The 14,556-nt window shown below is 29.3% G+C and carries 8 protein-coding genes and 2 rRNA genes; all 10 read right to left on the reverse strand.

Going from position 1 to position 14,556, the window contains the following annotated elements; genetic code table 11:
- Positions 1–79: 79 nt before the first annotated feature.
- Positions 80–559, reverse strand: a complete 480-nt coding sequence (gene ispF / locus I4U89_RS13770) for a 2-C-methyl-D-erythritol 2,4-cyclodiphosphate synthase (RefSeq protein WP_195940862.1) — start codon at positions 557–559, stop codon at positions 80–82.
- A 13-nt stretch (positions 560–572) separates the two neighbouring features.
- Entirely contained in the window at positions 573–1,256 is a 684-nt protein-coding gene (ispD, locus tag I4U89_RS13775) for a 2-C-methyl-D-erythritol 4-phosphate cytidylyltransferase (RefSeq protein WP_195940863.1), read from the reverse strand.
- Positions 1,257–1,382: 126 nt separating this feature from the next.
- Complete coding sequence (locus tag I4U89_RS13780; RefSeq protein WP_195940864.1) at positions 1,383–2,468, reverse strand: PIN/TRAM domain-containing protein; 1,086 nt, start codon at positions 2,466–2,468, stop codon at positions 1,383–1,385.
- A 106-nt stretch (positions 2,469–2,574) separates the two neighbouring features.
- Positions 2,575–3,645, reverse strand: a complete 1,071-nt coding sequence (gene disA, locus I4U89_RS13785) for a DNA integrity scanning diadenylate cyclase DisA (protein WP_195940865.1) — start codon at positions 3,643–3,645, stop codon at positions 2,575–2,577.
- A 2-nt stretch (positions 3,646–3,647) separates the two neighbouring features.
- Positions 3,648–5,021, reverse strand: a complete 1,374-nt coding sequence (gene radA / locus I4U89_RS13790) for a DNA repair protein RadA (RefSeq protein ID WP_195940866.1) — start codon at positions 5,019–5,021, stop codon at positions 3,648–3,650.
- Positions 5,022–5,188: 167 nt separating this feature from the next.
- Positions 5,189–7,642 (reverse strand): ATP-dependent Clp protease ATP-binding subunit, encoded by a 2,454-nt coding sequence (locus tag I4U89_RS13795; RefSeq protein WP_195940867.1) that lies wholly within the window; start codon positions 7,640–7,642, stop codon positions 5,189–5,191.
- Between the two features lie 233 nt (positions 7,643–7,875).
- Positions 7,876–9,807 carry an elongation factor G gene (locus I4U89_RS13800; protein WP_195940868.1) on the reverse strand — a complete coding sequence of 644 codons (1,932 nt, stop codon included), beginning with the start codon at positions 9,805–9,807 and terminating at the stop codon, positions 7,876–7,878.
- Positions 9,808–10,375: 568 nt separating this feature from the next.
- On the reverse strand, positions 10,376–13,813 hold the full coding sequence (locus I4U89_RS13805) for a pyruvate carboxylase (protein WP_195940869.1): 3,438 nt from the start codon (positions 13,811–13,813) through the stop codon (positions 10,376–10,378).
- Between the two features lie 410 nt (positions 13,814–14,223).
- A 5S ribosomal RNA gene (gene rrf / locus I4U89_RS13810) occupies positions 14,224–14,340 on the reverse strand.
- Positions 14,341–14,477: 137 nt separating this feature from the next.
- A 23S ribosomal RNA gene (locus I4U89_RS13815) occupies positions 14,478–14,556 on the reverse strand; the annotation flags it as partial.

Raw genomic sequence — 14,556 nt, forward strand, 5'->3', positions numbered from 1 at the left:
TTTGTTATACATGTTAATGAATAGTTAATTATTAATTTTATTTTTCCATACTTATGAGATAATATTATATTATTTCATATTAGTTGTCAACTTTAACTAATAAACAAATACTTTGTGATGCTATACCTTGCTTTGTACCTGTAAAACCAAGTCCTTCTTCTGTTGTTGCTTTTACATTTATTCTGTCTAAGTCAGTATTTAAAGCATTTGCTATATTTTCTCTCATACTTTGAATATGTGGTGCCATTTTTGGCGCTTGCGCTATTATTGTAGCATCTATATTTCCTATAGTATATCCCTTTTCTATTATTAGATTATTTACATGTCTAAGTAATTCTATACTATCTGCTCCTTTATATCTTTCATCTGTGTCAGGGAAATGCTTACCTATATCTCCTAATGCTAATGCTCCTAACATAGAATCCATTATTGCATGAACTAAAACATCTGCATCTGAATGTCCTAATAATCCTGTTTCATGTGGAACATTAACTCCGCCCATTATAAGTTTCCTACCTTCAACTAATTTATGAACATCATATCCTAATCCTACTCTCATTATATAACCTCCGTTAAATTTGCTCTTTCAATATTTGTGATCCTATACTTAAATCTTCTTGTGTTGTTATCTTAATGTTATTATATGAACCTTCTATCATTTTAACCTTATATCCTATTCTCTCTACTAGCATTGCATCATCTGTCCCATAAAAATTATTTTTAAAGGCATCTTCATATGATTTTAATAATATATCATATTTAAATGTCTGTGGTGTATGAACTGCCCACAAAGTACTTCTATTCGGTGTGTCTATTATATCTTTATCTTCATTAACCACTTTTATAGTATCTTTTACCGGCACACCTACAACTACTGCATTATTTTCTTTTGCTTCATCTATTGATTTTCTTATAATTTCTTTCGTTACAAATGGCCTTGCCCCATCATGTATTAATACTATCTCACAATCTTTATTTAAACTTCTCAGTCCATTATATACAGAGTCTTGTCTTTCTTTCCCACCAAAGGCAATCTTTATGTTATGTAAATTATACTTTTCTATAATTTCTTTTTTAAAGAATTCTTCTTCTTCTTTTTTTATAACTACAACAATATCTTGTATATCATCATTTTTATAAAACTTTTCTATTGTATATGCTATTATTTCTTTGTTATTAAGCTTTATAAATTGTTTATTTATCCCCATTTTCATTCTACTTCCACTACCAGCTGCTACTATAACAACACCATTCATTTAATCACCTCTTTGTAGTCTATATTTTATATAATCAATTTTAATATTCTTCTCTTATATTAATTATTTATCTTGTATAGTAAATTATATCAAAAAAGCCTTCGAAAATACGAAGACTTTTAAAATTTAAACTTTAGGTTTTCCAAATATCATTCTTCCAGCTGGAGTTTGTAATACAGATGTAACTAAAACACTTATAGTTTGTCCCATGTATTTTTTACCTCCATCTACAACTATCATAGTACCATCATCTAGGTATGCTATACCTTGACTATGTTCTTTACCTTCTTTTACTACTTGAACTACCATAGCTTCTCCTGGTATTGCTACTGGCTTAACAGCATTAGCTAGTTCATTTATGTTTAATACTTCAACACCTTGAACTTGTGCTACTTTATTTAAATTGTAATCGTTGGTTACAACCTTACCATTTAGAGTCTTAGCTAGCTTTAAAAGCTTACTGTCCACTTCAGCTATATCATCAAAATCAGTTTTAGTAATTTCAACTTCTATTTGTAGTTCTTCTTTTATTATATTAAGTATATCTAATCCTCTTCTTCCTCTAACTCTTTTTAAGTCATCTGAAGAGTCCGCTATATGTCTTAATTCATCTAAAACGAATTCGGGTATAACTAATTTCCCTTCAACGAATCCAGTTTTGCATATGTCTGCTATTCTACCATCTATGATTACACTTGTATCTAATACCTTAGGCGGTATAACCCTATTTATTTCCTTCTTAGATCCTTTATCTTTCATAGATGCTGAAATTTTGCTTAATTTTCCTAAGTTAAATAGGTCATCTTTACTCTTTAATGCTACTCTTATACCTAAGTAGCCCATAAATCCATATGTAATAAAAGCTAAGAATCCTCCGATTATAGGTATTGTGCTCATTATACCACTTACTAAGTAAGCTATTACAAACCCAACTATAAGACCTATAGATCCTAGTAATATATCTGTTTGAGGATATTTTGATATTTCTTTATCCATAACCTTAGCAATGTCCTTAAATTTATCAGTAAACCACGGCTCTATTGCATAGAATATGATTCCTACAACTATCCCAACTGAAACAGATGCGATTAAACCATATATCTCTGCACCAAATTTAAGTGCCGGAAATGCTTTCATTAAAGTTGCATATGTAGTCATACCTAGAGCAAATCCCAGTATGCTTGTTATAAATCTTATCACTTTTGGTATCAATTCTTCACCCCCGGATTAATACTTAATATTTTTTTATTATAATCTATAATACCATATTTATTCAACAACAAAGTCCTTAAATATTTCTTAAATCATTACTAATAAATTATATAAGCCTATCTAATAATACCAATTGTTTCATTTTTATTAGTCCATTTCTTATATATGTTGCCCTTATTTCACCTATTCCCTCTACATCATCTAAGTCTTCAATAGATGCATCTAATATTTCTTGGAAATCTTCAAAGTAGTTTACTAAATTTTCAATTATAGTTGATGGTAATCGATGTATCTTATTTAATACCCTATACCCTCTTGGTCTTATCTCCATATCCATATTTTCAGAGAATCCGCTATAACCTAAAAGTTTAGCCATGTTAGTTAAATCTACTAATTCTTCAGGAGATAATGTTTTTATTTTCTTTTTAAATAACTTTATGTCTATATCTTCTTTGCTATAGTCTTTTAGTATAAGTTTTTGATCAATTTTAGTTGTTCCAACTAACTCTTCTAACTGCATTCTGACTAGTGTTCCTTCTTGCCCAAGCTCTATAATATATTTTTCTATTATACTTGTAATTCTCATAACCATTTCCATTTTTTGAATTACAATTGCTACATCGTATATAGTTACTAAGTCATTAAATTCTAATGCATTTAGGCTTGCTACAGCTTGATCTAATACTGCTTTATATTTTTCTAAAGTTTGTAATGCTTGATTAGCTTTTGTAAATATTTTTGATATTTCTTCTAGTGCATGCTTTTGATCTCCCCTATATACAGTTATTACATTTCTTCTTTGAGATATAGCAATAACTATAGAACCGGTTTGTCTTGCAACTCTCTCTGCTGTTCTATGTCTTGTCCCTGTTTCAGATGTAGGAATAGAATAATCAGGTATTAATTGTGCATTTGCAAATAATATCTTCTTAACATCTTGACTAAGTACTATAGCACCATCCATTTTTGCTAATTCATATAAATATGCAGGCGAATAATCTGCATTTATATTGAATCCTCCATCTACAACCTTCATTGTATCTTCTCCATTTGATATAACTATCAAACCACCTGTCTTAGCTTTTAGTACATTTTCTAAACCTTGTCTTAATGGACTTCCAGGAGATATCATTTTTAATGCGTGTAATACATTCTTATTATTTAAGATATCTTCCATTATTATTTATTACCCCCTAGTACTATATTTATAGCTTGTCTTAAATTATCAACTGGCCATATTTCTATACCTTTAATATCTTTTACTGCATCATAATTGCTTCTTGGTATAACCATTTTTGAAAATCCTAATTTTTTACACTCAGCTATTCTCTTTTCTATATAGCTAACTGCTCTTACTTCTCCTGTTAAGCCTACTTCTCCTGTTACCGCTATTTTTTCATCAACTTCAATGTTTCTAAAACTTGATGCAACTGCAATTATTATACCTAAATCTATAGAAGGTTCATTTATTTTTATACCCCCTACAATATTTAAATACACATCTTGGTTTTGAATTTGTAATCCTACTCTCTTTTCTAAAACAGCTAATAGCATAGCAACTCTATTATAATCAACCCCTGTAGCTGTCCTTTTAGGAATACCAAAACTAGTTGGGGATACTAATGCTTGCAATTCTAAAAGCATTGGTCTAGTACCTTCTACTGTAGATATTATTACAGAACCAGCCACATCTTTTGGCTTTTCTGATATAAGTATCTTAGATGGATTTTCTAACTCTACCAATCCTAAATCTCTCATTTCAAAGACACCTAGTTCATTAGTCGAACCAAATCTATTCTTTACAGCTCTTACTAGTCTATATGTATTATATCTTTCTCCTTCAAAATATAAAACTGTATCTACCATATGCTCTAGTAATTTAGGACCTGCCAATGAACCTTCTTTTGTTACATGTCCAACTACGAAGGTTGATATACCCATTTTCTTAGAAATTTTCATGAATTTAGACGTACCTTCTTTAATTTGACTCACAGTTCCTGGAGCTGATGATATTTCTGGGCTATAAACAGTTTGAATAGAATCTAATATGATAAGTTCTGGATTTATACTTTCTAAATGAGCTTCTATTATACTTAAATTATTCTCTGCGAATATATACAGATTGTCGGAACTTATACCTAATCTTTGAGCTCTCATTTTTATTTGAGATTCAGACTCTTCTCCTGATATGTAAAGTACTCTTTTTCCTGAGTTTGCAACATTACTTGAAACTTGTATTAGTAGTGTGGATTTACCTATCCCTGGATCTCCTCCAACAAGAACTAATGACCCCTTTACAACACCTCCACCTAACACTCTATCCAATTCATTTATACACGTTGAAAATCTCTCTTCCTCTTTAGTTTGTATAGAGTTTATACTTACTGGTCTTGATGATGATTTATCTATAATGAAAACTTCTTTTTTACTTCCTTTTTGCTCAATTTCCTCTACAAAAGTATTCCATTTTGTACATTCAGGGCATTTCCCTAACCATTTTGAAGTTTCATACCCACATTCTTGACATACATATTTTGTTTTTATTTTTGCCATATAATTCACCCTTAAATTCTTTTTGTCTATATAATTTTAGCATATCTATATAATATTATGTAGAATCTTTAAAATACTTTATAACGAATATAACTATATATTATGCTAATACTTTTTGCTTATAAAAATAAAGGGGAATACTCTCCCCCTTATTATATATATTACTACTATTTACACTTAAATACTATCTTATTATTTTCTACCTCTGCTATAACAACATTTCCACCTTGTATATCTCCTTTTAGTATTACTTCTGAAAGTGGATTTTCGATCTCTTTTTGTATGGCTCTTTTTAGTGGTCTTGCACCATACTGTAAGTCTAATCCAACTTTTGATATAAATCTTATGGATTCTTCGGTCATATTTAGGTTTATGTTCATAGCTTGCAACCTTGATGCTAATTCTTTCATCATTAATTTTACTATTTCATCTAAATCTTCCTCTGTTAATGAATGGAATACTATTATATCATCTATTCTATTTAAAAATTCTGGTCTAAATTTTTGTTTTACTTCTTCCATTATACATTCTTTCATATTTTCATAATCACTCTTGGCTTTTTCCTCTTTATTTATATTTGTAGTGAATCCTAATATTTTTTGAGAACTTATTTTTGTTGCCCCTACATTAGAAGTCATTATGATTATAGTATTTTTAAAGTCTACAGTTCTTCCTTTGGAATCTGTTAATCTTCCATCATCTAATATTTGTAATAAAATATTAAATACATCTATATGCGCTTTTTCTATTTCATCAAGTAAAATTACAGAGTAAGGATTTCGCCTTACTTTTTCCGTTAATTGGCCACCTTCTTCATAACCTACATATCCTGGTGGTGATCCTATTAGTCTAGATACTGCATGTTTTTCCATATACTCAGACATATCAAGTCTTATTATCTTATTTTCATCTCCAAATTGCACTTCTGCTAAAGCTTTTGATAATTCTGTCTTACCTACACCCGTAGGACCTAAGAACAAAAAAGACCCAATTGGTCTGTTTGGATCTTTTAATCCCGCCCTTGACCTTCTTATAGCTCTGGAAATTGACTTCACTGCCTGTTCTTGACCAACTACTCTTTCATGTAATATTTTCTCTAGCCTTAATAATTTACTAGACTCAGATTCTACTATTTTATTTACAGGTATGCTGGTCCATAATTCTACAACTTCTGCAATATCTTCTGGTTTAACTACTTCTGTATATTTCCCCATAGTATTCCATTGTTGATTTACTTCTTTAAGTTCTTTTTTTAAGTTTTCTTGCTGTTTTTTTATTTTTTCAATTTTTTCAAAATCTTGATACATTGCTGCTTTCTCTTTTTCCTTATCTATACTTTCGATTTCTTCTTCTAATCCTAAAATTTTAACCGATGATTTGCCTATTTTTAGCCTAACTCTTGATGCAGCTTCATCTATTAAATCTATAGCTTTATCTGGCAAAAATCTATCTGTTATATATCTTATAGATAAATCTACTGCTGCAACTAAAGATTCATTACTTATTTTTACTTTATGAAAATCTTCATATTTATCTCTAATCCCCTCTAAAATTTTTATACTTTCTTCTCTAGATGGTTCTTTAAGCGCTACAGGTTGAAATCTTCTTTCAAGAGCTGAATCTTTTTCTATATGCTTTCTATATTCATCTATTGTTGTTGCTCCTATGATTTGTAGTTCTCCTCTTGATAGCACAGGTTTAAGTATATTTGATGCATCTATTGTACTTTCTCCAGTTGCACCTGCGCCTATTATTGTGTGTATTTCGTCTATAAATAGAATTACATTACCATTTTTTATAACTTCATCTATAACTTGCTTTATTCTATCTTCAAATTCTCCTCTATATTTTGCACCTGCTAACATAGAACCCATATTTAAAGTATATAAGCTTTTATTTTTTAAAGTTTCAGGTACATTTCCTTCTGCTATATTTATAGCTAACCCTTCTATTATAGAAGTTTTTCCTACCCCTGGATCTCCTATTACAACTGGATTATTTTTTGTTCTTCTACTTAATATTTGTATAACTCTCTCTATTTCAATTTCTCTACCAACTACAGGATCTAATTTACCTTGGGAAGCTAATTTTACAAGATTCTTACCATATTTATCTAAAAGTTTTAGAGATTCCTCATGTACCTTAACTGTGTATTTTTCTTCTTTTTCTTGTTGTATCGAGTATTCCTCTAATCCCATCATATCAATTATTAACTGCACAATAGCGCTCTCATCAATACCTTCTAAGTTTAATATTTTCATAGCAGTACCATTGCCTTCTTGAACTATAGCTAGCAAAATATGTTCTGTTCCTATATAATTAGTTCTTAACTTATTAGCAAACATACCAGAGAGCTCTAATATTTGTTTACTCCTTGGACTTAATGTTACATCTTCTACTGGCTCATTAGCGTTGCCTTTTATTTCAATTATATTTGATTTGATTATGCTATCTGTTAGCCCTAACTGTATTAATACTTTTCCTGCTATTCCTCCTTTTTCCTTGATTAAGCCAAATAAGATATGTTCACTACCTACCACTTTATGACCCAATCTTTGTGCACTTTCTATACCTATATCTATTGACCTCTTTGCCCTTTGAGTAAATCTGTTGAAATACAAGCTTTACCCTCCTCTCTATTATAATAATTACTTAATGCTATCTATATTTGATTAATTTAGTAATTAATTATAGTCAACTTTTTTAATATCATTCAGTTACTTCATAATACACATCTACTAAATGTATATTTAATATATAATTTATATGCAGTTTTTTCATTATTGTTCCAAGATTTAACTTGTACTTTCTAAAAAATTTAAGGCTCTAGATGAATAATCTAGAGCCTTAAGTTTTATTTATTATTTTCCAACTCTATTATTTTTTGAGCTAATTGAGTTGGAACTTCTTCATATGTTTCTAATTCCATCTCAAAATAACCTCTTCCTTGAGTCATGGCCCTTAAATCTATTGCATATTTAAAAGTTTCTGCTTGTGGAGCATTTGCATATATTACTTGTTTTCCTTTTTCATTAGGCTCCATTCCAAGTATTTTTCCTCTTCGCTTATTTATATCCCCCATTATATCTCCCATATACTCTTCTGGAACTGTTATTTTAAACTTCATTATAGGCTCTAGTAAAACTGGCTTAGCCTCTTCCATACCTTTCTTAAATGCTATACCTGCTGCTAATTTAAATGCCATTTCTGATGAATCTACATCATGATATGACCCATCATATAAAGTTGCTTTTATATTTGTAACTGGAAAGCCTGCTAAAACACCCTTTACCATTGAATCTTTTATACCTTTTTCTACTGCTGGGATATATTGTTTTGGTACAGACCCACCAAATATTTCTTCAGCAAACTCAAAATCTAAATCGCTTCTTTCAAATTTAACTTTGACATCTCCGTATTGCCCATGACCTCCTGATTGTTTTTTATGCTTACCTTGAACTTCAGCTTTTCCTTTTATAGTTTCTCTATAAGCTACTTTTATATCTTCTAGATCAATATCTACACCAAACTTTGACTTAATCTTATTTTTTATAGTATTTATATGGAGTTCACCTTGACCTCCTATTAATACTTGTTTTGTCTCAGGATTTCTATACCACTTAATAGTTGGATCTTCTTCAACCACTTTATTTAACGCAGAACCTATCTTATCTTCATCTCCTTTATTTTTAGGAACCACTGCATAATATATTTGTGGCTTTGGTAAGTTTATATCTTCTAATTCGTCTTCATCTTTACTTATGGATACGGTGTGGCCAGTTTGAAGTGAATTTACTTTTGTTACGATTATTATATCTCCACACCTAGCCTCACTTAACTCTATGAGATCTCCATTTTTCATAGTATATATATTATATATTTTTTCTTTCTCTGATTTATTCAAATTAAATAATTCGCAGTCTTTATTTATTTTACCTTGAGTTACTTTTATATAAGACATTTTTCCTATGAATGGATCCACTATTGTTTTAAATACTTGACCTTTAAATCTAGCTTCTATATTAGAGTGCTTTGGCTGCAAATACTTTGAAACAGTTTCTAGTATTTCAGCTGTTCCTATATTGTTTATCGTTGAACCACATATAACAGGAATTATATCTCCTCTTTGCATACCTATCGTTATTCCTTTTTGTATGTCTGCATCACTTAAATCTTCTCCACTAAAATACTTATCTAATAACTCATCATCTGTTTCTGCTATAAGCTCCATTAATGCTTCTTTTACACTCATAGCTTCTTGCTTAAATTCTCCATCTAATCCATCCATATTTTCAAAAACATTATGTAATTTTATAAATTCTTTATTTTTATATATAGGTATAATCATAGGTACTACTTTATTGCCATACTTCCCTCTAAGCATAGCTAGTGTATCTTTGTATCTAGATTTTTCATTATCAATTTTATTTATGAACATTATTTTTGGCATGTTTTCAGTTAATTCTAATGATTTTTCTGTGCCCACTTGGACATCAGTTGTTGCATCTATAACTATTATAGCTGCATCACTTGCAGTAAGAGATGATATCACTTCTCCACAGAAGTCAAAGTAACCTGGTGTATCTAATAGATTGTATTTATAGTCATTATACTCTACTGGAGTTAACCCTATACTGTATGTCATATTTAACTTATCAGTTATTCTCGGTATTTTACTAGTTAACTTTGATGTATATGCTATAGCTTCAATTAAGTTTGTCTTTCCGCATCCACTATGACCTAGTATTGCTATATTTCTTATATTACTACTATCGTAAATTTTCATATAAGCACCTACCTTTATAATTTATAAATTACTTTGAGTATTTCACTATAATTACATAACTAACTTTTATTTTTTGATAATAAGTATGTAAACATCTTAACTCTAGGTAGTGATATAAATATTTCCCAAGAAATAGTTAGTACTTAAGGTCTTAGTCATTAATTCTATACTTATTACCTCTTTCCTCTCTTTTACTGTAATTTCATACTTAATAATAAATTTTATTTTATATATATATATTCAATAATCTATATATAATTCCACTTATTATCTATACAATTCTAATATAGTATATTAATAATAATTTTTATCATACTTCACTATTACTATACATTTCATCGATTTATTGGAGTCTAATTCATTCAATTACTTATGTCTTTATACTGACAATTACTTCTTCTATTTTTCAATAAATAAAAAGAACTTATGCCTTTTAGGCATAAGTTCTTTTTTAGCTTATCATATTATTACAAACTAACTTTAAAGAAGAATATCTTCATATTTTAATCTATTTAATTTATATTAAAAATTGTTAAATATTGTTCTAATATATAAGCTAAAGGAGTTTTTATTTATTTTTCATAGTTATAAGTAATTGCTTATCTCTTACTAATTCCCCTTCTTCAACTTTTATCGATTTTACGATACCATCTGTTTTAGCAACTATTATAGTTTCCATTTTCATTGCTTCTATAATAATCATTGGTTGATTTTGTTTTACTTCATCATCTTCTTTAACTAAAATTTTAACCACTTTTCCAGGTATACTAGCTCCTATTTGCATAGGATCATTCATATCAGCTTTTATTATATCTTTTATGTTGCCAGAGTAGTTATTATCTTTTATCTCTATATCTCTTATCATACCATTTAACTCAAATGATACTGTTCTATTTCCATTTTCTTTAACATCACCTATATCTACTAACTTTATAGTAAGTATTTTACCTTCTTCTATCTCTACTTCACACTCTTCACCTTTACTTAACCCATGGAAATATACATGACTATCTAACTTAGATATATCATTATATAGTTGCAAATGTTTTAAATAATCTTCATATACTTTTGGATATAAAGTATAACTTAATATATTTCTTATATTTGTATTCATATTGAATCTCTTATCTAAATCAACTTTTATACTATCAAAATCTTCCTTTGGAATTAATTTACCAGGTCTTTCTTCTATTGGAGTGTCTCCTTTTAATACTACCCTTTGAATATCTTTCGGTATTCCTCCTTCTGGTTGACCTATCATTCCTTTACAGTAGTCTAATACGGAATCTGGAAATGATAATTTTTCACCCTCTTCTATTATGTTATTCTTGTCTAATTTATTTTTTACCATAAATATAGCAAGGTCTCCTACTACTTTAGATGATGGCGTTACCTTTATAATATCTCCTAGTATTTCATTTGCTTCTTTATACTTTTCTTTTACATCATCAAATTTATTTGATAGTCCTAAGCTATCAGCTTGTGGTTTTAGATTTGTATATTGACCTCCTGGTATCTCATATTTATATATTTCAGCAGAAGGGTTTGATAAATCACTTTCAAATCTAGAATATACTTTTCTTAAGTCTTTGTAATAGTTTCCTATTTCTTCATATCCATATAAATTAATCTGAGTATCTCTTTCAGTATTTTTAAGTGCTTCTACAATAGCGTTTAATGATGGTTGACTAGTTAAACCTGCCATAGTTTCTAATGCTCCATCCAATATATCTACTCCTGCCTCAGATGCCATAAGGCAAGTTGCAATACCATTTCCACTTGTATCGTGTGTATGAAGATGTATCGGAGTATTGACATTATTTTTTAATTCCTTTATAAGTGTATATGCTGAATATGGCTTAAGTAAGCCTGCCATGTCTTTTATACATATGATATCTGTACCTAATTCTTCTAGCTCTTTAGCCATCCTTATATAATATTCTAGATTATATTTATTCTTTGTTGGATCTAATATATCTCCTGTGTAACATATACTAGTCTCTACTATTTTTCCAGTTTCTAAAGCTGTTGATATAGATGGTTTCATATTTTCCACCCAGTTTAGAGAGTCAAATATTCTAAATACATCTATTCCTTGTTCTGCTGATTGCTTTATAAATTCTTCAATTACATTATCTGGATAATTTTTATATCCAACTCCATTTGATGCTCTAAATAACATTTGGAATAATATACTAGGTATCTCTTCTCTAAGTTTTTGCAGTCTAATCCATGGAGATTCTTTTAAAAATCTATATGCCACATCATAAGTTGCTCCCCCCCACATCTCAATAGAGAATAAATCTTTCATATACTCATTAGTTGGATTTGCTACTTTTAATAAGTCATATGTTCTAAGTCTTGTAGCTAGTAATGATTGATGCGCATCTCTCATAGTTGTATCTGTCAGCAATAGCTTCTTTTCATTTTTAATATATTCTATATACTTTTCTTTACCTAATCTATTAAATAACTCTCTACTGCCTTCATTAAGTACTATGTCTTTATTTATCTTAGGCTGATATATTGAATCAAATGAAGGTTTATCTTCGCATTTATTTTCATTTACTACTGTATTCCCTATAAATTGAAGTAATTTTGTACCTCTATCTTTACTTTCTCTTATCTCAAATAATTCTGGATTAATATCTATAAATCTAGTGCTACATTTGCCCTCTATGAATATAGGATTATTCAATACATTTACCAAAAATCCTATATTAGTTTTAACACCTCTAACCCTAAATTCTTTGATAGATCTTATAGTTTTGTTTATTGCACCTTTAAATGTTCTATCCCAAGATATAGTTTTTACAAGTAGACTATCGTAGTATGGACTTATATTCGCCCCTGCAAATCCATTACCTCCATCTAGTCTAATACCAAATCCTGAACCAGTTCTATACACTTGTATTTTACCTGTGTCTGGCATAAATCTATTCTTAGGATCTTCTGTTGTTATTCTACATTGAATAGAATACCCTCTTACTTCTATATCTTCTTGAGATTTTATATTTATCTCATCACTATCTAATCTATATCCTTGAGCAATTAATATTTGACTTTGAACTATATCAATACCGGTTACCATTTCAGTTACTGTATGTTCTACTTGAACCCTTGGGTTCATTTCTATAAAATAGTATTCTCCACTATCATCTACTAGAAATTCTAAGGTACCTGCATTGATGTATCCTACATGCTTAGCTATTTTGACTGCATCACTACATATATTCTCTCTCAATTTATCGTCTAAAGAAAATGCTGGTGAATATTCTATTATCTTTTGATGTCTTCTTTGTACTGAGCAATCTCTTTCATACAGATGTACTATATTTCCATATTTATCCCCTAATATCTGTACCTCTATATGTTTAGGGTTTGCTATATACTTTTCTATGAATATCATATCTTCACCAAAAGCTTTTTTTGATTCACTACATGCTGTTTCATATTCTATACTTAAATCTGATTCGTTATAAACAACCCTCATACCTCTACCGCCACCACCATTAGAGGCTTTAAGCATTATTGGATATCCTATTTCTTGTGCTATTTCTTTTGCCCTTTTAATATCTTTGATTGGTTCATCTATTCCTGGTATAGTAGCTACATTCACCTCTTTTGCTATTCGTTTTGAATTTATTTTGTCTCCCATCATATTCATTATATCTGCTGATGGACCTATGAATGTTATTCCATTTTTTTCACATTTCTTTACGAACTCTGGATTTTCAGATAAGAAACCATATCCTGGATGAATTGCATCTACATTTTTTTTCTTAGCTAATTCTATAATACTATCTATATCTAGGTATGCATCTATTGGACCTTTATCTTCTCCTATTAAGTAAGATTCATCTGCTTTTGTTCTAAACAAACTATATTTATCCTCTTTACTATATATCCCCACGCTCTTTATCCCCAATTCAGAGCAGGCTCTAAATATCCTTATAGCTATTTCTCCCCTGTTAGCAACTAAGATTTTATTAAATTTTTTAAACATAATCCTAATCCCCTCCCTTTTTCTTTTAATATTAAAGATTATAAACTATATTATTTAATGTTTAAATATGTTTACTTGAAGTCCTTAATAAATAATATAAATACATTTAAATAAATAACTTTTGTCTTATATAACAAAAAATACCTAACTTTAGTTAAGGTGGTTTAGATTATATTATTAAGTATTTAAATTTTTTATTTTTAATATAGAAATTTATTCGAATTGATGCATATTTTGAACTAATCATTTATTTAGATATCATTTTATATAACAAATTTATCGCATTTGCATTAAATAAATGAATGATTTTAGAAATATTGTATGGCTTAGTATTGATTTTTATAAAGACTTATTTTTTATTATATGCTTTAAAATATAAATATTACTATTTTTCGTATAAAAAAAAGATTACGTGGCTACGTCTTACTCTCCCAGGAGGTCGCCCCCCAAGTACCATCAGCGCTAAAGAGCTTAACTTCTGTGTTCGGTATGGGAACAGGTGTATCCTCTTTGCTATAATAACCACATAATCTTTATCTTTTAGAGTTAATACTCTGAAAACTGCATATCATTTAGAGCTAATCATTTATTTTTAGCAACCGAAATCTTCCTTATTAAAATTTTAATAATGATTTGGTTGGCGATATAAACCTTTAGGTTTATTTTGGTCAAGTCCTCGACCTATTAGTATCGATAAGCTAAATACATTACTGCACTTACACCTTCGACCTATCAACCAGGTA

It is taken from the genome of Romboutsia sp. 1001713B170131_170501_G6 (assembly GCF_015668195.1).
In the GTDB taxonomy this organism is placed as follows: Bacteria; Bacillota; Clostridia; order Peptostreptococcales; family Peptostreptococcaceae; genus Romboutsia_C.

Bases quoted from the DNA above. Each gene is read 5' to 3' on its own strand.
- I4U89_RS13800 (WP_195940868.1), bottom strand. From the start codon at position 9,807: ATGAAAATTTACGATAGTAGTAATATAAGAAATATAGCAATACTAGGT.
- ispF (WP_195940862.1), bottom strand. From the start codon at position 559: ATGAGAGTAGGATTAGGATATGATGTTCATAAATTAGTTGAAGGTAGG.
- ispD (WP_195940863.1), bottom strand. From the start codon at position 1,256: ATGAATGGTGTTGTTATAGTAGCAGCTGGTAGTGGAAGTAGAATGAAA.
- I4U89_RS13805 (WP_195940869.1), bottom strand. From the start codon at position 13,813: ATGTTTAAAAAATTTAATAAAATCTTAGTTGCTAACAGGGGAGAAATA.
- disA (WP_195940865.1), bottom strand. From the start codon at position 3,645: ATGGAAGATATCTTAAATAATAAGAATGTATTACACGCATTAAAAATG.
- radA (WP_195940866.1), bottom strand. From the start codon at position 5,021: ATGGCAAAAATAAAAACAAAATATGTATGTCAAGAATGTGGGTATGAA.